Source organism: Kribbella rubisoli, from assembly GCF_004217145.1.
Taxonomy (GTDB): Bacteria; Actinomycetota; Actinomycetes; order Propionibacteriales; family Kribbellaceae; genus Kribbella; species Kribbella rubisoli.
Genome location: NZ_SHKR01000014.1, coordinates 114,573 through 132,868, shown reverse-complemented (window position 1 = coordinate 132,868; position 18,296 = coordinate 114,573). Strand labels below are relative to the sequence as shown.

The following is an 18,296-nucleotide window of genomic DNA, read 5'->3' as shown; positions in this document are numbered from 1 at the left end:
ACGGCACCTGACGGCGGACGGGATCCGTCTGCCGGACGGGGGGTGGGGTGGAAGTAGGGTGTGGCGCGGCGGTGCTGATGGGGGACTGGCTGGAGGGTTGATGGTGGATCGGCGACGGCGGAGCTTGCGTACGGCGTTGGTTGGCGAGGCGTTGCGCGTTGCGTTGGCAGGCCGGAGCCGGACCGATCCCGGCGGCGGATTGGACATCGTCGACCTCGGCGGCGGCACCGGCGGGTTCGCGGTTCCGTTGGCGGTAGAAGGACATCGCGTGACGGTCGTCGACCCGAGCCCGGACGCGCTGGCATCGCTGGAGCGACGGGCCAGCGACGAGGGCGTGAGCAAGCTGGTTCGCGGCGTCCAGGGTGACGCGGCGGAGCTCCCCGGGCTGGCGGGGGAGTCAAGCGCTGACGCCGTGCTTTGCCATGGCGTGCTCGAGGTCGTCGACGACCCGGTGCAGGCGCTGCAGGCGATGGCGTCGGTGCTGCGGGAGGGCGGCGTGCTGAGTCTGCTTGTTGCCCAGCGCAACGCCGTCGTACTGGCTCGTGCGCTGGCCGGTCATCTGGCCGAGGCGCGGATCGCGCTGCAGGACCCGGACGGGCGCTGGGGTCCGACCGATCCGATGCCGCGGCGGTTCGACGAGGCCGGGATCACGGCGCAGCTGGCCGATGCCGGATTCATGGTGCACACGGTGCACGGGGTGCGGACATTCGCCGACCTGGTGCCGGCTGCGTTCGTCGACTCCGAGCCCGGCGCCGCCGACTCGCTGGCCGAGCTCGAGCGCGCCGCCAGTCAGCACCCGGCGTTCCGCGCGCTGGCTACTCAGCTGCACATTCTCGCGACGCGCTGAGCCGTTCGCCGGAGGTCCGGCGTACGGCCGATCGCGACGGAGGGTGACGAGCGGGCTACCTGAGGCACGGTCACCGGGTCGTCGCTGTGAACCGACTGTGAGCGACACGCCGGAATACATGGGTTTGGGACCTGTTCTGCCGGGGCAGTTGCCGGACCGTGACGCGCTGGACAGCCGGTCAGGGTTTCGTGTCAGCCACCTGCGGCCTAGACTGAAGGCGGCCTATCGAGATCGCGCTCATCATGGAGGGATCGACGGTGCCCCTCTCGGAAGAAGAGCAGCGCCAGTTCGAGCAGCTCGAACGCGCCCTCGCTGCGGAAGACCCGAAGTTCGTTTCCGCCATGCGGGGAACCAATGTGCGCTTGTACTACAAGCGGCGGGCAGTGCTTGCCGGCGTTGGATTTGTGCTGGGCATCGTCGTACTGATGACCGGTGCGATCATCCCCAACACCATCATCGGCGTCGTCGGCTTCGTGATGATGGTCGCGTGTCTGTACATCGCGGCGCTGAGCATGAAGCGGATCAGCAACGCGGGGGAGTCCGACGACATCCCGCCGCCGCCGACCACCAAACGCCACCGGACCAAGCACGACTCCTCCGGCAGCTTCATGGAACGCATGGAAGACCGCTGGCGCCGCCGCCGCGACGAAGACCTCTAACCCACAACCTTTTCCCACACCCGTGCCCCCGCGGCACGGGTGTGCTGGTTTTCCCCGAGGTAGAGCCGACGCCGCTAGCCGCGCCACCCACGCGAGCGAACTGACAGCGCTGTCGCGCTGGCGCAGGGCCGACGCTTTGCGTCGGGGTGAACCCACGCCCGAGCAGGCTCAGGCGACTGCTCGGTGCCAGCGGCTCGTTCGTCGTCCGGCTGTTGCTGGGGAGCGTGGGCGGCTGCTCACGCACCCCGGTTGCTAGTTGGTGTGGGCACGTTTGGGGAGGACCAAGGCGCGCAGGCGGGCTAGTAGGAGGTCGAATTCGTCCAGGAGGTCTGAGGCTTCTGTGCTGCCTCGGTTCAGGTACCAGCGCCAGGACGGGGGGAGGAAGCGGGCGCGCAGGCGGCGGCGGCGTGAGGCTCGGGTCCATAGGGCCTTGCGGATGGCGGTTGCCTCCGGGCGGAGGTCGAGTTCGGGATCAGCGTCGCCGGCGTACCGGAGGGCTTCGATCCCGCGGGCCAGTTTGCGGGCCGCCGGATGGGTTTCGTCGGGGAGCTTGGTGAGCAGCCACTGGCCAGTCTGGCGGGGCGTGGAGATCTCGGACCAGTCGAGGCCCAGATCTCGTGCCGTGTCGCGGATCTCCGCCCACAGCCCCTCGGCGCTTACCCGCCCCGGCGGCCGCAGGAAGCGGCGTCGTCGGGTGGCCGCGCGGATCATCCACGGGATGCACAGCAGCAGGCCGGCACCGAGTACGCCGGCGATGACCTGTCCGCCGCCGTTGGTGAACCAGTTGCCGGAGTCAACGATCGGGATGCCGCTCTGGTCCGGCAGGTTCGGGTCGTGCCGCGGCTTGTCGATCCCCGGGGTATCGCCGGCGCCCGGCGTGCTCGGCACGGTGGTCGGCACGGTCGTCGGGCTGGTCGCGTCGCCGGTCGCGGGCACGGTCCAGTTCGGCGTGGCCGAGACGCGGGCGGACGGCGTCGGCTCGAACCGGACCCAGCCGATGCCCTGGAAGTACAGCTCCGGCCACGCGTGCATGTCGTGCATCCGGACGGTGAACTCGCCGTCCTTGCCGGCCTGCCCGGGCAGGAAGCCGATCCCGACCCGCGAAGGGATCCCCATGATCCGCGCCATCAGCGCCATCCCGGTCGCGAACTGCTCGCAGTACCCGGTCTTGTTCTTCAGCAGGAAGTCCTCGAGCGCGGTCATTCCGCTGCCCTTGGCGTTCGCGGTGCTGTAGGTGAAGTCGCCGCTGCGGAACCAGTTCTGGATCAGCACCGCGGCCTCGAACTTGTTGTCCCCGGCGGCGGCGGTGACCTCGAACGTCTTCTGCTTGATGTCGTTCGGCGTCTTCTGCGGAACCACCAGCGTGTACTGGTCCGGGCCGGCCGTGGTGATCGAGTCGTGCAACTGCTGCGGCGTCGGTTGTATGTCGTACGACGAGAGCTTGTACTTCTTACCGGCGACGATCGACCCGTTCGTCGAGACGACGTCCAGCGCCTCCGCGTCGTACTGCCAGTCCTTCTTCAGCGAGATCGAGTGCAGCGGGTACGGGACCGGGGCGAACTGGGAGCGGAACGTCCGGGTGACGTCGATCTCCATGTTGCTCTGCGAGACCTTCGACAGATCACCGGAGTACCCGGGCGGCGGCGTCACGTCGCCGCTGATCTTGTGCCCTTCGTCCCCCCGCGGCGCGATCCGCCAGGTGTTGCCGTCGAAGAGGTCGAGCGCAGTCAGTCGCAGGTACGTTCCGCCGGACGGGCCGCCTTTGTAGGTGAGTGCGACGACGTTGTCGCCACGCTTCAGGTTCTTGCCCATGTCGAGCATCGGGTCGGTCGACGAGATCGACGCGCCGAGCCCGTTGGCGGTGCCGCCACCCGCCAGACCGTTGCCGATGACACCTTCCGGCAGGGCAGGCAGCAAGGCGGGCAGGAGAGCAGCGATCGCGACGACGGTCAGCCCGATCCGACGACCTGCCTGGCCGAGTGCCGACGCCTCGACAGGCTCGGCCGCGTCGAGGTGCGAAACGCCCGAGATCCGGCGGCCCCACCGGCTGAGCCGGCTGCGGCCTTCCGCCGACAGCAGGACGATGTAGCCGATCGCCGGCGGGATGAACAGCAGTGCCGGCAGACCGCCGTGCACGGTCGCGGCAGGCACCGTGTACATGATCAGCAGCAGCAAGCCCGACCACGCGGCCTGCCGCAGCTGTACGGCGATGATGTGGATCAGCAGCCCGGTCGCAGTGATCACCGAAACCGCGAACAGCGTCAGATGAGAGTCCTGCGGCAGCGGCGCGCTGAATCGGTTGATCGAGTCCATCGCGTCGACCATCTGCGAGTTGAACTCGAGCGCGGTCGCCTTCCACGGAATCAGCCCGAACTTCATCGTCCCGTGCAGGAAGAACAGCGACAACAGCTCCACCAGCGCGAACAGCTGAACGATCGGTACGACGATCCGCGGGGTCCGCAGGTTCTGCAGCAGGACCCCGATCCCTGTCACCACCGCGCACAGGAACGCGCTGATGAACAGGAACGGCCCGGAGAACACCGGCGTCAGCACGAGCGACCCGAGAACAGTCGCTCCCCAAGCAGCGATAGAGATCCTTGCGTGACCGGTCACGAGGCCTCCCGGCCTGGACTGAGGCGTGGCATCAATACAGTCATGCGATCCGTCCGCTCCGTAGTCCTAGGCCGGACCACACGGTGGGGAGGTGGTCGCCGCGGCGGACTCTGGCTACTCGCCAGCCGTTGCGGCGTAGTTCGTTCTCAGTCGCGTCTGTGGCGGCGGTCAGCCGGGCCGCCTTCTCGGTCGCCTCGGCACCGACCGCCCAGCTCGCGGCGTCGAGCAGCAGGGCGACTCCCGTCGCCTGGCTGGTCCGCCAGCGGTTCAGGGCGATGACGTCGTCGGTGCTGCAGGCGCCGACGATCGCGATCACCAGGCTCGGCTCCTGCGCGTGCCGGTCGACGGTCAGCAGTGGACCGAGCTCGGCGTACTTGTGCTCCTCGACAGTCGCGCACTCGGTCAGCAGTTGCTGCTGGTTGAGTGGCTGATGCACCGACGCGGAGGTCCGGTGGGTGATCGCGTTCAGCGTGGTCGGCCCGCCGAGCATCGTGGTCACGTACCCGCGCCGGATCCGGTCGATGCCGGCCGACGCGGCCGCGCTGACGGCCCACTCCAGGCTGGACGACGGACCGTGGCCGTGGTGCGAGATCGTCCGCGCGTCCAGGAACAACGCGCACCGGCTCTGCCAGGGCTGCTCCTCGCGGCGAACCATCAGCTCACCGCGGCGAGCCGTCGACCGCCAGTGCACCCGTCGCAGGTCGTCACCGTCGCGGTACTCGCGGACCGTCGCGTCCTCCTCACCAGCAGAGGCGATTGCCCGCGGCCGGTTCTCGCCCGAGCCGGCCCGGTCTGCACCGAGACGGATCTCGGGCAGCCGGTAGACCCGCGGCGTGACCAGCAGGTGCTGGCTGCGCGTGAACGTCCGGCTGGTCTCCACCAGCCCGAACGGGTCTGCCACCGTCAGCATCAACGGCCCGACCTGGAACAGTCCACGGACGTCGGACTTGACCGGATACGTGACCGTACGACGCCAGTTCGGGCTGACACGGTCGACGACGAACCGCGGCCGGTGACCTAGTACATAAGGAATGCGGTCCTCGAGCAGCAGCAGGCCCGCGGGCATCCGGCCCTGATTGCTCAGGGTCAGCTCCACGGTGGCCTGCGTCCCGACCGGAACCTGGTCCGGCGCGAGGCTCCGCCGTACCTGCAGGCGCAGCCGCGTCCGGCCGACGACGAGCGCCGCGACGACCGGCAACGCCGCCAGCAGGATGCCGACGCGCAGCAGGTCCTTCTGGCCGAGCAGCAGCGCGCACAGCGATGCGGTGAGACCGGCTGCGACGAACGCCCGCCCTCTGGTGGTCAGTCCGCGCAGTGCCTGCCGCATGTCTCAGTCCCGGCGGGTGCGGGGGAGGGCCACGCTGGACACCAACCCGGAGATGATGTCGGCTGATCCGCGCCCACCGAGATGCGCCTCAGCCGCTGGGAGAACCCGGTGCGCGAGGACCGGCACCGCGAGCTCCTGGATGTCGTCAGGCAGTACGAACTCGCGTGCGTCGAGCGCGGCCGCCGCACGCGCCGCCCGGATCAGGTGCAGCGTCGACCGCGGGCTGGCGCCGAGCCGGAGCTCCTGCGACCGCCGGGTCGCGCCGACCAGGGCGACGGCGTACTCCTTGACCGACTCGGACACGTGCACGGACTGCACCGTCTTGACCAGCCGCAGGATCTGCTGGCCGTCGGTGACCGGCTGCAGACTCAGCAGCGGGTCGTCGGCGGCGTGCCCGTCGAGCATCCGCAGCTCCGCGGCCGGTTCCGGATAGCCCATCGAGACGCGTGCCATGAACCGGTCGCGCTGCGCCTCGGGCAGCGGGTAGGTGCCTTCCATCTCGATCGGGTTCTGCGTCGCGATGACCATGAACGGTGCGTCCAGGTGGTACGTCGTGGTGTCGACGGTGACCTGGCGCTCCTCCATCGACTCCAGCAACGCGGCCTGGGTCTTCGGCGAGGCACGGTTGATCTCGTCGCCGACGACGATGTTCGCGAACACCGCGCCGGGCTTGAACTCGAAGTCGCGGATCTCCTGGTTGAAGACGGAGACGCCGGTGATGTCCGACGGCAGCAGGTCCGGTGTGAACTGGATCCGGCGCACAGTGCAGTCGATCGACTTCGCCAGCGCCTTCGCCAGCATCGTCTTGCCGACGCCCGGCACGTCCTCGATCAGTAGATGTCCCTCGGCCAGCAGCACGGTGATGGCGACCTCGACCACGTCGGGTTTGCCCTCGATCACCTGCTCCATGGCCCGGCGGACGCGGCCCGCCACCTCGGACAGCTCGTCGAAGTCCCCGGCTCCTGCCAGCGGCGAGCTGGTCGCGGTGGTGCTCACTCTGTGTCCTCCCCATTCGTTGACTGCCGACACATTCTCACCCGCTGTAGGGGTCGGGCCTAGTGCGGCGGGGGTTTCGTTACCTGGCGTTTCGGTGTTCATCGGCGCACGCCCTCACGGGGTCGGAGTCGTCCCTCCAAGCGTACGGGCGGGAAAAGCATGCGTGCGCCGTACGACGTTCGGAGCCCGTAGAAGGTTCACGACAAACCGCGCCGAATGGTTCATCGGGCCCTCGGTGGAGCGAAGTGGAGGAAGGGAGTGGAGCGAAGTGGAGGACTCAACGGCTGAGCCGGCAGCGACACGCGGGAAAGCAGGCGTGGGATTCAGGCGGCGCTGGGGCGGAAGGGGGCGGAAGTTGGTTGACGGTGGTGGAAAGTGGAGTAAGGTGGAGCGCAGTGGAACTGAAGTGGTGGAAACACTCGCCTGAGTCGGAGAGTCCGCAACGGGGAGGTGGAGCGTGTTCCTCGGAACTCACTTCCCCAAGCTCGACGACAAGGGCCGGCTGTTCCTGCCGGCGAAGTTCCGCGACGAGCTGGCCGACGGTCTGGTGATCACACGTGGGCAGGAGCGATCGCTGTCCGTGTGGCCGGAGCGTGAGTTCGTCCAGCTGACCGAGCAGTTGAAGCAGGCTCCGATCACCAACAAGGGTGCGCGGGACTACCTACGGATGTTGTTCGCCGGCGCCTCCAACGAGATGCCGGACAAGCAGGGCCGGGTCACCATCCCACCGATGCTGCGCGATTACGCGTCACTGGATCGCGACTGCGTCGTCATCGGGGCGATGAACCGGGTGGAGATCTGGAACACGGAGAACTGGAACCGGTACTCCGCGGAGCAGGAGCAGGCGTTCGCCGACCTCTCCGAGGAAGTGCTGCCAGGCATCTTCTAGCTGCACAGATGAACGATGGACAGCTGAACAGAGTGCGAGGACACACCGACCGTCCGGTGAGATCACGGGTCCGACTTCCGACCTGCAGTGTTGGCGTCACTTCCCCGGCGCCAAGGCCATCAGGTACTTCCCCGGGAGGCGTACCCGCGATCTGACCGGACGGTGCTGTCTACGTACCACACAAGACCTGCGGGGGCAGGGTCGCTCCCGCGGCGACGGGAAGGGTCGAGATGAACGCTGCGGAGCGGCATGTGCCGGTGATGCTGGAGCGCGTGGTCGCGCTGCTGGCGCCGGCACTCGCGCATCCCGGCGCTGTCTTCGTCGACGCGACCCTCGGCCTCGGCGGTCACTCCGAGGCGTTCCTGCGGGAGTTCCCCGACATCCGGCTGATCGGCTTCGACCGGGACCCGGCCGCGCTGCGGCTGGCCGGTGAGCGACTGGCGCCGTACGAGGAGCGGATCACGCTCGTGCACGCCGTGTACGACCAGCTTCCGCGCGCACTCGCGGATCTCGACGTACCGGCGATCGACGGGATCCTGTTCGACCTCGGCGTCTCGTCGATGCAGCTGGACGAGGCCGACCGCGGGTTCGCGTACTCGCAGGACGCGCCGCTGGACATGCGGATGGACTCGACCGGCCCGACCACGGCGGCCGACATCGTCAACACCTACAGCGCGGCCGACCTGGCCCGGATCCTGTTCCAGTACGGCGAGGAGAAGTTCGCCCGCCGGATCGCGGACCGGATCGTGCGCGAGCGGGAGACCGAACCGTTCACGAACAGCGCGCGGCTGTCCGAGCTGGTGCGGAACGCGATTCCGCAGGCGGCCCGGCGGACCGGGGGACACCCTGCGAAGCGGACCTTCCAGGCGCTGCGGATCGAGGTGAACGGCGAGCTCGACGTACTGCGTCGCGCCCTGCCCGCAGCACTGCAGGCGCTGGCGTTGCACGGGCGGATCGTGGTCATGAGCTACCACTCGCTCGAGGACCGGATCACCAAGCAGGCATTGGCGGCCGGCACGAAGAGCGACGTACCGGACGACCTGCCGGTGATCCCGGCCGGACATGAGCCCTATCTGAAACTACTGACCCGCGGCGCCGAGCGCCCGACCGAGGAAGAGGTCGCGGCGAATCCGCGGGCCGCGTCCGCTCGGGTGCGGGCGGCGACACGAATCCGGGAGAAGGGACTGGTGGCCTGATGAGTACTGTCTTCAGCCCGCAGAAGGCGCGGGTGACGCCTGTCCCTGCGAAGAAGCGCTCTGAGCCGCGGCTCAGGGTGGTGTACGGCGCGCCGTTCCGGCCGCCGCGGATGCCGTTCGTCATCTTCGTGGTGTCGCTGCTGGCCGCCGGACTGGTCGGTCTGCTGCTGCTGAACACGCAACTGCAGAGCGGGACGTTCGAGGTCACCAAGCTGAGCAGCCAGGCGGATCAGCTGCGCGACCAGCAGGAGCTGCTGGAGAAGCAGGTCCGCACGCTCGAGTCGCCGCAGAACCTGTCCGACCGCGCGCTGCGGATGGGCATGGTGCCGAACCCGAACCCCGTGTTCCTGCGGCTGTCGGACGGCCGGGTGCTCGGTGTGCCGGCCGAGGGCAAGGCCGGGACCGGTACGGCGATGTTCGGCCCGGGTACGCCGACCGGCACCGCCACCAAGCCGCCGGTTGTGAAGCCGACAACAAAGACGCCCGTGACGCCGACCACCAAGACACCTGTGAAGCCGCCGGCGGGCACCACCAAGCCGCCGGCGGGCACCACCAAGCCGCCGACGGGTACGACGAAGCCGCCGACCGGGACGACGAAGCCGCCGGTCACGACGAAGAAGCCTGCTACGACCACACGGGGATGATCGGATGACGGATCGACGGGGTAACGAGCCGCCACGCAAGCGTGGTGCCACACCTGGCCGGGACAACCCGCCGCGCAAGGCTCAACCCCGTCGTCCGTCCACTACGGACAGTGTCCGCACGACCCCGCCCCGCCCCGAATCCACCCGGGACCGCCTCCTCCGCAAGGCCCGCGAGGAGGAGCAGGCAGCGAGCCGTCCGGTGAAGAAGGCGGCAGCGAAGAAGGCGCCGGCGAAGAAGGCTGCTGCGAAGCGGCCTGCTCCCGGCGGTGCCGCGCCGCGCAAGCAAGCTTCTGTGAAGGGCGCGGCCAAGAAGACGGCCAAGCGCCCGGTGAAGAAGGGTGCTGCCAGGAAGAGGCCGCCGCAGAACCGGCCTCAGCCGCGGCCCAAGAAGCGGAGGGTGCCGAAGGCGCCCCGGATGTTGCGGTTGGGGCGGCCGGCGGTTCGGTTGCGGGTGACGTTCGGGGTGATGGCGTTCGTGCTGTCGCTGTTCGCCGGGCGGCTGGTGTTGCTGCAGGGCGTGGACCCGGACAGCTACGCGCAGGCTGCGACCCGGGAGAACACCAAGCCGTTCATCCTGCACGCGACCCGCGGCGCCATCACCGATCGCAACGGCGTCGAGCTGGCCGTGTCCGAGGACGCGGTCGCGATCACCGCGGACCCGACACAGACCAAGCCGGTGGCGCAGCAGCTCGCCTCGATCATCGCGCCCAAGGTCACGACTACGACGTACGCCAAGCTGGTCGCCGCGATGACCGGGAAGGGCCGCTTCGCCTATCTCGCGCATCAGGTGCCGCCGACGACGTGGAGCGCGATCCAGGCCGAGATCAAGACCGCGAACGCGACCATCACCCAGCAGAACAAGGGCAAACCGCAGGATCAGGCCGCCCCGCTGCTGGCCGGGCTGTACACCGAGGACGACCCGATCCGCAGCCACCCGAACGGCAGCGTCGCCGCGACCGTGGTCGGCGTGACGGGTGCCGACGGCAAGGGACTGTCGGGGCTCGAGTACGGGCTGAACGACAAGCTCTCCGGCCACGACGGCAAGGCGATGTACGAGGTCGACACCAAGGGCAACAAGATCCCGAACGCGAACCACACGGTCGAGGAGCCGAAGCCCGGCGTCGGCGTACAGCTGACCCTGGACAGGGATCTGCAGTACTTCGCGGAGAAGCGGATCGAGGAGGCGGTCAAGCAGTACAAGGCCAGCTCCGGCACGGTGATCGTCGAGGACGTGAAATCCGGCGAGCTGCTGGCGATGGCCAACTATCCGACCTTCGACCCGAACAAGCCGTACAAGCCCAGCGACCTGAACAACCCCGCGCTCGAGCGCACCTACGAGCCGGGCAGTGTGCAGAAGGTGGCCACCATGGCCGCGCTCGCCGACGCCGGCCTGATCGACCTGAACACCAAGCTCCGGGTGCCGGGCAGCATCGAGGTTCAGCGGCGCAAGATCAAGGACCACTGGGACCACGGCCCGCTGAACCTGACCATCGCCGGTGTGGTCGCGAAATCGTCGAACGTCGGCACGATCATGGCCGCGCAGCAGATGCGGATCCCGCAGTTCGTGAAGTACCTGCACGACTTCGGGTTCGGCCAGCCGACCGGCCTGAACTTCCCCGGCGAGAGCAACGGCAAGCTGATGGACGGCGACGAGTGGCCTGAGATCACCCGGTCGAACGTCGCGTTCGGCCAGGGCCTGTCGGTGAACGCCGTGCAGATGACGGCCGCGGTGAACACGGTCGCCAACGGCGGCGTCTACGTGCCGCCGAAGCTGGTCCGCAACTACGTCGACGCGAACGGCACCGTGGTCCCGAACCAGACGGCGGCGCCGCACCGGGTGGTGAGCGAGAAGGCCGCCAAGGAGGTCGCCACGATGATGGAGGCGGTGACCGCCAAGAAGGGCACGGCGCCGCAGGCCGCGATCGACGGTTACCTGGTGGCCGGCAAGACCGGTACGGCGCAGGAGGTCGACTCGGCCTGCAGCTGCTACCGCAAGTGGGCCACTTCTTTTGCCGGATTTGCTCCGGCCGACAACCCGCGCTTCGTTACTTACGTCGTACTGCACGACCCGAGTGACGGCGTTCGGGGTGGTGGCCTGCAAGGAGGACCGGTGTTCCGAGACGTGATGAGCTACGCGCTGCAGAAGTACGTTGTCCCGCCGACCGGAGCAAAGCAGCCCAACGTTCCCATCACCTGGTGATGGTGACGCAGGGTCAGGTAGGAGTCACAGGGTCCGGAGCGGTAGCCTCAGGGCCCGTGTCCACCCCTACCGCCGCAGGCGGCGCGGTCGCAGCGATCAGGCCACGGCACGTCGTGCCGGTCAGCCTCGCCGACCTCGCGAGCGTCGCCCACACACAGCTGCCGGCAGAGTCGCCGGCAGCGGTCACCGGCGTCACCCTCGACTCGCGCTCTGTCCTCCCGGGCGACCTGTACGCCGCCCTGCCCGGTGCCGTCACGCATGGCGCGGAGTACGTCGCCAAAGCCCAGCAGGCGGGCGCCGTCGCCGTACTGACCGACCCCACCGGCGCTGAGCGGGCCGCTGCGAGCGGTCTGCCGGTGCTGGTCGTCGACAACCCGCGCAGCGTGCTCGGTGCGGTCGCGTCCCGTGTGTACGGCGAGCCGACCAGTGAGCTGCGGCTGCTCGGAGTCACGGGGACCAACGGCAAGACCACGACCAGCTTCCTGCTGGACGCGGTACTGCGGGGGCTCGGCCCGGCGGCGTTGATCGGGACGATTCAAACGCGTGTTGGCGACGAGGTCGTGAAGAGCGTCCGGACCACTCCGGAGGCCACCGACCTGCAGGCTCTGTTCGCGGTGATGCGGGAGCAGGCGGTCGCGTGGTGCGCGATGGAGGTGTCGAGCCACGCGCTCGCGCTGGGCCGCGTCGACGGTGCCCGGTTCGCGGTCGCGGGGTTCACCAACCTCACGCAGGACCATCTGGACTTCCACAAGACGTTCGAGGACTACTTCCAGGCGAAGGCCTCGTTGTTCACCCCGGAGCGGTGTGATGTCGCGGTGGTGACCATCGACGACGAGTACGGGCGCAGGCTCGCGGCACAGACCGTCGTACCGCTTGTCACCGTGTCGGCCAAGGGCGAAGCCGATTGGACTGTCGCCAACCGGCATCAGTCCGAGCACGGCACGACGGTGTTCGACGTTCAAGGGCCGGGCGAGACGCTGACGCTGGAGATCGCGCTTCCGGGCGAGTTCAACATCGCCAATGCTCTGCTCGCGACCGTGATGCTGCGACAGGCCGGCGTACCCGCTGATGCGATCGCAGCCGGGCTGCGTACGGCGACCGTGCCCGGGCGGATGGAGCTGTTCACCCGCGAGGACGGACTGGCCGTGATCGTCGACTACGCGCACACCCCGGACGCGGTCGAGCTGGCGCTGCAGGCGGCGCGTGGCGCGACCAAGGGCCGGCTGTTCGCCGTCGTCGGTTGTGGCGGTGACCGCGACCCGTGGAAGCGGCCGGCGATGGGCGCCGCTGCAGCCCGGACCGCGGATGTGGTGATCGTGACCGACGACAACCCGCGCAGCGAGGACCCGGCGACGATCCGGGCCGCCGCAGTGCAGGGTGCGCGGGAGGCGGTCCCAGCCGTCGACCTGCACGAGATCGGCGACCGCCGGCAGGCCATCGCGTCCGCGATCGAGCTGGCCGGCCCCGGCGACACCGTCGTCGTCCTCGGAAAAGGCCATGAGACCGGCCAGGACGTCGGCGGTGTGATCCACCCGTTCGACGACCGCGAAACCGTGCGTGACCTGTTGGAGGCAGACCGGTGATCCCTGTCAGTTGCGGCGAGATCGCCGACGCCGTCCGCGGCGAGCTCGTGGGCGTCGAGCCCGCGGCCGTCGTCGACGGCGCGGTGGTGATCGATTCGCGAGCCGCCGAACCGCGCGGGCTGTTCGTCGCCCTGCCCGGTGAGCGCGTCGACGGGCACGACTACGTCGGTACGGCGACCGCGGCCGGCGTCACCGCCGCGCTGACCACCCGGCCGATCGAGGGGAGTCCGTGCATCGTCGTCGACGACACCCAGCGGGCCCTCGGCGACCTGGCCCGGTTCGTGGTCGGCAAGCTGCCGGACCTGAAGGTGATCGCACTCACCGGTTCGTCCGGCAAGACCAGCACCAAGGACCTGATCGCCCAGGTCATCCGCCCGTACGGCGAGACCGTGTCGCCGGAAGGCTCGTTCAACAACGAGATCGGGCATCCGCTCACCGCGCTGCAGGCGACCGCGGCGACGAAGTACCTCGTCGCCGAGATGGGGACCCGGCATCGGGGCGACATCGCCTACCTGACCGCGATCACGCCGCCGGGCATCGGCCTGGTGCTGAACATCGGCACCTCGCACATCGGCGAGTTCGGATCCCAGGACAACATCGCGATCGCCAAGGCCGAGCTGATCGAGGCGGTGCCGGCCGACGGCATCGCGATCCTGAACGCCGACGACCACCGCGTCGCCGCGATGCGGAGCCGGACGCAGGCCCGGGTGCTGACCTTCGGCGAGGCGGCCGAGGCCGACATTCGCGCGGAGGGCGTCAAGCTCGATGCGGAAGGACGTCCCGCGTTCGCCTTGCACATCGGGGACTTCAGCGGCGACGTGCAACTGCAATTCATCGGCGAGCACTACGTGTCGAACGCCCTCGCCGCCGCGGCGGTCGGGTCGGCGATCGGCCTCACGCCGGAGCAGATCATGCAGGGCCTGAACGCCGCCACCCGCATCTCTGCCGCGCGGATGGAGCTGACCGAGCGGGCCGATGGTGTGACGATCATCAACGACGCGTTCAACGCCAACCCGGACTCGACGCGCGCGGCGCTGAAGTCGCTGGTCGCCATCGGCCGGTCGCGCGGTGCCCGGACCTGGGCGGTGCTCGGCGAGATGCTCGAGCTCGGCGACACCTCCGCCGACGAGCACGACGCGATCGGGCGTCTCGTCGTACGGCTGGACGTGAACCGGCTGCTCGTGGTCGGCGAGGGAGCGAAACCGATCCATCTCGGCGCCTCGCTGGAAGGCTCGTGGGGCAACGAGTCCGCGTTCGTCGACACGATCCCGGAAGCGCTCGAGCTGCTCAGGTCCGAGCTGCGCGCGGGGGACGTCGTACTGGTGAAGTCTTCCAAGGGCTCGAAACTGCGCAGCCTCGCTGACGTATTGGTGGAGGACGTCCGGGGGGACAACAAGTGATCTCGATCCTGTTCGGTGGCGCCGTCGCGATGGTGCTGACGCTGATCGGCACGCGCTGGGCGATCAGATGGCTGGCCAAGCGCGGCTACGGCCAGGAGATCCGCGCCGACGGCCCGACCTCGCACCACATCAAGCGCGGTACGCCGACCATGGGCGGCACGGTCTTCATCGTCGCGACGATCGTCGGGTACTTCGCGGCGAAGCTGTTCACGATGACGCCGCCGAGCGCCTCGGCGATCCTGGTGCTGTTCCTGTTCGCCGGGATGGGCGCGGTCGGCTTCCTGGACGACTTCATCAAGATCTTCCGGCAGCGCAGCCTCGGCCTGCGCAGCAAGGCGAAACTGGCCGGCCAGACCTTCGTCGCGGTGGTGTTCGCGGTGCTCGCGTTGCAGTTCCCGGACGAGCGCGGGCAGAGGCCGGCCTCGCCGTTCATCTCGTTCATCCGCGACATCGGCTGGCTGGAACTGCCGGCCATCCTGGTGATCATCTGGATCCTGCTGCTGATCGCCGGTATGTCGAACGGCGTCAACCTCGTCGACGGTCTGGACGGTCTGGCGACCGGCGCGTCGATGATGGTGTTCGGCGCGTACACGCTGATCTGCATCTGGCAGTTCAACCAGAGCTGTGCGACCGCCAACGGCGTCGGCGCCAAGTGTTACGAGGTCCGAGATCCACACGACCTTGCCGTGGTCGCCGCGTGTTTGACCGGTGCGCTCTTCGGCTTCCTGTGGTGGAACGCCTCGCCGGCCAAGATCTTCATGGGCGACACCGGTTCGCTGTCGCTCGGCGGCGCCCTGGCCGGTATGGCGGTGATGACCCGGACCGAGCTGCTCGTGCTGCTGCTCGGCGGCCTGTTCGTCATCGTCACCGCTTCGGTCATCCTGCAGGTCGGCTACTTCAAGGCCACCAAGGGCAAACGCCTGTTCCGGATGGCGCCGCTGCATCACCACTTCGAGATGCTCGGCTGGGAACAGGTCAACATCGTCATCCGGTTCTGGATCATTCAAGGGTTGTGCGTGGTGATCGGTCTCGGGGTCTTCTACGCGGAATGGGTGACCGGATGAGTCTCGACGCACGGACGGACGACGGCTGGGCGACGACGCGGTTCGTCGTGCTCGGCTTCGGTACTGCGGGCTACGCCTGCGCGGACTCGCTGATCCAGGCCGGCGCCGAGCACCTCGTCGTGCTCGACGATCGCGACAACGAGGCGCTGCGCGAGAAGGCAGTGATCTTGGAGACGCTCGGCGCCACGATCACCCTCGGCCCGGGCAGTGCGGCGGAGTTGCCGAAGGAGGTTGACGTCGTCGTCACGTCTCCCGGCGTGCCGCCGCACGCGCCGTTGCTCGCACAGGCGGCTGAGCGCGACGTACCGATCTGGAGTGAGATCGAGCTGGCGTGGCGACTGCGCGACCCGGCGACCGCCGCGCCGTGGTTGTGCATCACCGGCACCAACGGCAAGACCACCACGGTGCAAATGCTGACCGCGATGCTGCAGGCCGCCGGTCTCCGAGCCGTTGCCGCGGGCAACGTCGGGCTGCCGTTGCTCGAGGCCGTGATGGACCCCGAGCCGTACGACGTGATCGCGGTCGAGCTGTCCAGCTACCAGTTGCACTACACGCACTCGATGTCGGCGCACTCGGCCGCCGTGCTGAACATCGCACCGGATCACGTCGACTGGCACGGCTCGCTGGATGCCTACGCCAAGGACAAGGGCCGCATCTTCGAGAACTGCCAGATCGCGTGCGTCTACAACGTCGCGGATCAAGCGACCGAAGAGCTCGTGATGGACGCGGACGTGATCGAGGGCTGCCGCGCGATCGGCTTCACCCTCGGTACGCCGGGACTGTCGATGCTCGGGATCGTCGACGACCTGCTGGTGGATCGGGCCTTCGTCGAGCAGCGCACGACATCGGCGCTCGAGCTGGCGATGATCTCCGACGTCACGCCGGCTGCTCCGCACAACATCGCGAACGCGCTGGCCGCGGCGGCGTTGGCGCGTTCGTTCGGCGTACCGCCGACCGCGATCCGTGACGGGCTGCGCGGCTTCCGGCCGGACAAGCACCGGATCGCGCATGTCGCGGATGTTGCCGGGGTCAACTATGTCGACGACTCGAAGGCAACCAACCCGCACGCCGCGCAGGCATCGCTGCTCGCCTACGAGCAGGTGGTGTGGATCGCCGGCGGTCAGGCCAAGGGCGCGACGTTCGACGAGCTCGTGATCGCGGCCCGCGAACGGTTGCGGGCCGTCGTACTGATGGGCCAGGACAAGCAGGTGATCGCCGAAGCACTCGAGCGACACGCACCAGATGTCCCGAGGATCGTCGTCGAGGCAACAGACACTGGAGCTATGCAGATCGTGGTGGGGGAGGCGGCGAAGCTCGCACAGGTGGGTGACACCGTGCTGCTCGCGCCTGGCTGCGCATCCTGGGACATGTTCGCCAACTACGGAGCCCGTGGGGACGCCTTCACCGAAGCCGTACACGCTTTGGGGCGTGGCTGATGGTCCCACGCCTACTGCGCGGCACTCGGCACGGCACCTCGACGCACTGGAGGAAAGGCCACGATGAAACCACATCGAGGCCTCCCCTCCAGCACGCCGAGGCGCCGCACCGAGCACCTGCTCGCTACGGCGTGGGACCATCAGCCACGCCCCACGGCAACTGATCCGGAGGTGATCGCGTGACGTCGATCGCGGATCAGCCCGAGGGCAGGAAGAACGGCGAACGGGCCTGGGTCGCGGCGATCCGGGACGTGCTCGACCGGCCGCTGACGTCGTACCACATCGTGCTCGGCGCGACCGGTCTGCTGCTCGTGCTCGGGCTGATGATGGTGCTCTCGGCATCGAGTGTGCTGTCGCTGCGCATCAACGGGAACAGCTACACGATCTTCGTCCGTCAGCTGATCTGGGTCGTGGTCGGCCTGCCGATGGCGTACGTCGCCTCGCGGATGACGCCACGGCATTTCCGCATGCTCGCGTACGTCGCGCTGCTCGGATCGATCTTCCTGCTGGTGCTGACCTACATCCCGGGCCTCGGCGTCGGCGTGAACGGCAACACCAACTGGCTGAACCTCGGCGGACCGCTGCAGATCCAGCCGAGTGAGTTCGCCAAGCTGGCGATGGTGATGTGGTGCGCGGATCTGTACGCCCGCAAGGAGAAACTGCTCACCCAGTGGAAGCATCTGCTCGTTCCGATGGTGCCGGTCTGCGGTCTGGTGATCGCGCTGGTCGTCGGCCAGCACGACCTCGGTACGGCGCTGGTGCTGATGGCCGTGATGATCGGCATGATCTGGATCGTCGGCGCACCGACGCGGCTGTTCGTCGCGACGATCGTCGTGGTCGGCGCGGTGGCGACGTACTTCGTCAACGCGGAGAAGTACCGGATGCAGCGGGTCACGTCGTTCCTCGACCCGTTCTCGGACCCGATGGGGGTGGGCTGGCAGGCCTACCACTCGTTCTACGCACTCTCGACCGGCGGCTGGTGGGGCGTCGGCATCGGCAACAGCCGGCAGAAGTGGAGCAACCTGCCGGAGGCGCACACCGACTTCATCTTCTCGGTGATCGGTGAGGAGCTCGGCCTGGTCGGGTCGCTCACCGTGCTTGCTCTGTTCCTCACGCTGGCCTACGCCGGGGTGCGGATCGCGACCCGGAACACCGAGCCGTTCGTCCGCTACGCGGCGGCGGGGATCACCATCTGGATCATGGCCCAGACGCTCGTCAACCTGGGCGCCGTGATCGGACTGCTACCCATCGTGGGTATCCCGCTCCCGCTTTTGTCGTACGGTGGTTCCGCACTGCTGCCGACCCTCATCGCGATCGGCATGCTGCTGTCCTTCGCGAAGGCCGAGCCCGGCGCGCAAGCCGCCCTGAAAGAGACCAGGCGGCCCCGGTTCGGGTGGCTGCCTTCGCGGCGTACGCCGCAACACAAGTGAACCCGCGGGAGC

14 protein-coding genes are annotated in these 18,296 nt (G+C 68.5%); 11 read left to right on the top strand and 3 right to left on the bottom strand.

Translation table 11 applies throughout. The annotated features are described in order from the left end of the window. Window positions 1-100 precede the first annotated feature (100 nt). Together EV645_RS26215 and EV645_RS26210 are read left to right on the top strand one after the other, a co-directional pair. Entirely contained in the window at window positions 101-847 is a 747-nt protein-coding gene (locus tag EV645_RS26215; RefSeq protein ID WP_130446676.1) for a methyltransferase domain-containing protein, read from the top strand. Between the two features lie 242 nt (window positions 848-1,089). After that, a complete protein-coding gene (locus EV645_RS26210; protein WP_242000665.1) occupies window positions 1,090-1,506 on the top strand; it encodes a DUF3040 domain-containing protein in 417 nt (138 codons plus the stop codon). Window positions 1,507-1,758: 252 nt separating this feature from the next. Here the strand turns inward: EV645_RS26210 and EV645_RS26205 are convergent, their stop codons facing one another. Genes EV645_RS26205 through EV645_RS26195 form a run of 3 tightly spaced genes read right to left on the bottom strand, consistent with a single transcriptional unit; the run spans window position 1,759 to window position 6,355 of the window. After that, a complete protein-coding gene (locus EV645_RS26205) occupies window positions 1,759-4,119 on the bottom strand; it encodes a transglutaminase TgpA family protein (protein WP_130446675.1) in 2,361 nt (786 codons plus the stop codon). Between the two features lie 40 nt (window positions 4,120-4,159). Then, on the bottom strand, window positions 4,160-5,446 hold the full coding sequence (locus EV645_RS26200; protein ID WP_130446674.1) for a DUF58 domain-containing protein: 1,287 nt from the start codon (window positions 5,444-5,446) through the stop codon (window positions 4,160-4,162). Window positions 5,447-5,449: 3 nt separating this feature from the next. Next, a complete protein-coding gene (locus EV645_RS26195) occupies window positions 5,450-6,355 on the bottom strand; it encodes an AAA family ATPase (protein ID WP_422386647.1) in 906 nt (301 codons plus the stop codon). 544 nt (window positions 6,356-6,899) lie between these two features. On the opposite strand from EV645_RS26195, the gene mraZ reads away from it, so the two are divergent. The 9 genes from mraZ (at window position 6,900) to ftsW (ending at window position 18,284) form a co-directional block, all read left to right on the top strand. After that, a complete protein-coding gene (mraZ, locus tag EV645_RS26190) occupies window positions 6,900-7,331 on the top strand; it encodes a division/cell wall cluster transcriptional repressor MraZ (protein ID WP_130446673.1) in 432 nt (143 codons plus the stop codon). Between the two features lie 230 nt (window positions 7,332-7,561). Continuing rightward, a complete protein-coding gene (gene rsmH, locus EV645_RS26185) occupies window positions 7,562-8,527 on the top strand; it encodes a 16S rRNA (cytosine(1402)-N(4))-methyltransferase RsmH (RefSeq protein ID WP_130446672.1) in 966 nt (321 codons plus the stop codon). After that, window positions 8,527-9,171: a cell division protein FtsL gene (gene ftsL, locus EV645_RS26180; protein WP_242000664.1), complete on the top strand. Its 645-nt coding sequence runs from the start codon at window positions 8,527-8,529 to the stop codon at window positions 9,169-9,171. Before rsmH ends, ftsL begins: the two co-directional genes overlap by 1 nt. Before the next feature lie 4 nt (window positions 9,172-9,175). Continuing rightward, complete coding sequence (locus EV645_RS26175) at window positions 9,176-11,371, top strand: peptidoglycan D,D-transpeptidase FtsI family protein (protein ID WP_242000663.1); 2,196 nt, start codon at window positions 9,176-9,178, stop codon at window positions 11,369-11,371. Further along, entirely contained in the window at window positions 11,371-12,954 is a 1,584-nt protein-coding gene (locus tag EV645_RS26170) for a UDP-N-acetylmuramoyl-L-alanyl-D-glutamate--2,6-diaminopimelate ligase (protein WP_198681923.1), read from the top strand. The genes EV645_RS26175 and EV645_RS26170 overlap by 1 nt, the downstream gene beginning before the upstream one ends. Further along, window positions 12,951-14,354 (top strand): UDP-N-acetylmuramoyl-tripeptide--D-alanyl-D-alanine ligase, encoded by a 1,404-nt coding sequence (locus EV645_RS26165; RefSeq protein ID WP_130446670.1) that lies wholly within the window; start codon window positions 12,951-12,953, stop codon window positions 14,352-14,354. Before EV645_RS26170 ends, EV645_RS26165 begins: the two co-directional genes overlap by 4 nt. Before the next feature lie 29 nt (window positions 14,355-14,383). After that, on the top strand, window positions 14,384-15,418 hold the full coding sequence (gene mraY, locus EV645_RS26160) for a phospho-N-acetylmuramoyl-pentapeptide-transferase (RefSeq protein ID WP_422386646.1): 1,035 nt from the start codon (window positions 14,384-14,386) through the stop codon (window positions 15,416-15,418). Beyond that, the gene (gene murD, locus EV645_RS26155; protein WP_130446668.1) at window positions 15,415-16,854 is read left to right on the top strand and encodes a UDP-N-acetylmuramoyl-L-alanine--D-glutamate ligase; all 1,440 of its coding nucleotides are present in this window, start codon (window positions 15,415-15,417) and stop codon (window positions 16,852-16,854) included. Before mraY ends, murD begins: the two co-directional genes overlap by 4 nt. Before the next feature lie 179 nt (window positions 16,855-17,033). Next, window positions 17,034-18,284 carry a putative lipid II flippase FtsW gene (gene ftsW / locus EV645_RS26150; RefSeq protein ID WP_130446667.1) on the top strand — a complete coding sequence of 417 codons (1,251 nt, stop codon included), beginning with the start codon at window positions 17,034-17,036 and terminating at the stop codon, window positions 18,282-18,284. Window positions 18,285-18,296 lie beyond the last annotated feature (12 nt).

Excerpts from the sequence above, each read along its gene's own strand:
- EV645_RS26215 (WP_130446676.1), top strand. The coding sequence starts at position 101 with ATGGTGGATCGGCGACGGCGGAGCTTGCGTACGGCGTTGGTTGGCGAG.
- EV645_RS26210 (WP_242000665.1), top strand. The coding sequence starts at position 1,090 with ATGGAGGGATCGACGGTGCCCCTCTCGGAAGAAGAGCAGCGCCAGTTC.
- EV645_RS26200 (WP_130446674.1), bottom strand. The coding sequence starts at position 5,446 with ATGCGGCAGGCACTGCGCGGACTGACCACCAGAGGGCGGGCGTTCGTC.
- EV645_RS26195 (WP_422386647.1), bottom strand. The coding sequence starts at position 6,355 with ATGGAGCAGGTGATCGAGGGCAAACCCGACGTGGTCGAGGTCGCCATC.
- rsmH (WP_130446672.1), top strand. The coding sequence starts at position 7,562 with ATGAACGCTGCGGAGCGGCATGTGCCGGTGATGCTGGAGCGCGTGGTC.
- ftsL (WP_242000664.1), top strand. The coding sequence starts at position 8,527 with ATGAGTACTGTCTTCAGCCCGCAGAAGGCGCGGGTGACGCCTGTCCCT.
- EV645_RS26175 (WP_242000663.1), top strand. The coding sequence starts at position 9,176 with ATGACGGATCGACGGGGTAACGAGCCGCCACGCAAGCGTGGTGCCACA.
- EV645_RS26170 (WP_198681923.1), top strand. The coding sequence starts at position 11,371 with ATGGTGACGCAGGGTCAGGTAGGAGTCACAGGGTCCGGAGCGGTAGCC.
- mraY (WP_422386646.1), top strand. The coding sequence starts at position 14,384 with ATGGTGCTGACGCTGATCGGCACGCGCTGGGCGATCAGATGGCTGGCC.
- murD (WP_130446668.1), top strand. The coding sequence starts at position 15,415 with ATGAGTCTCGACGCACGGACGGACGACGGCTGGGCGACGACGCGGTTC.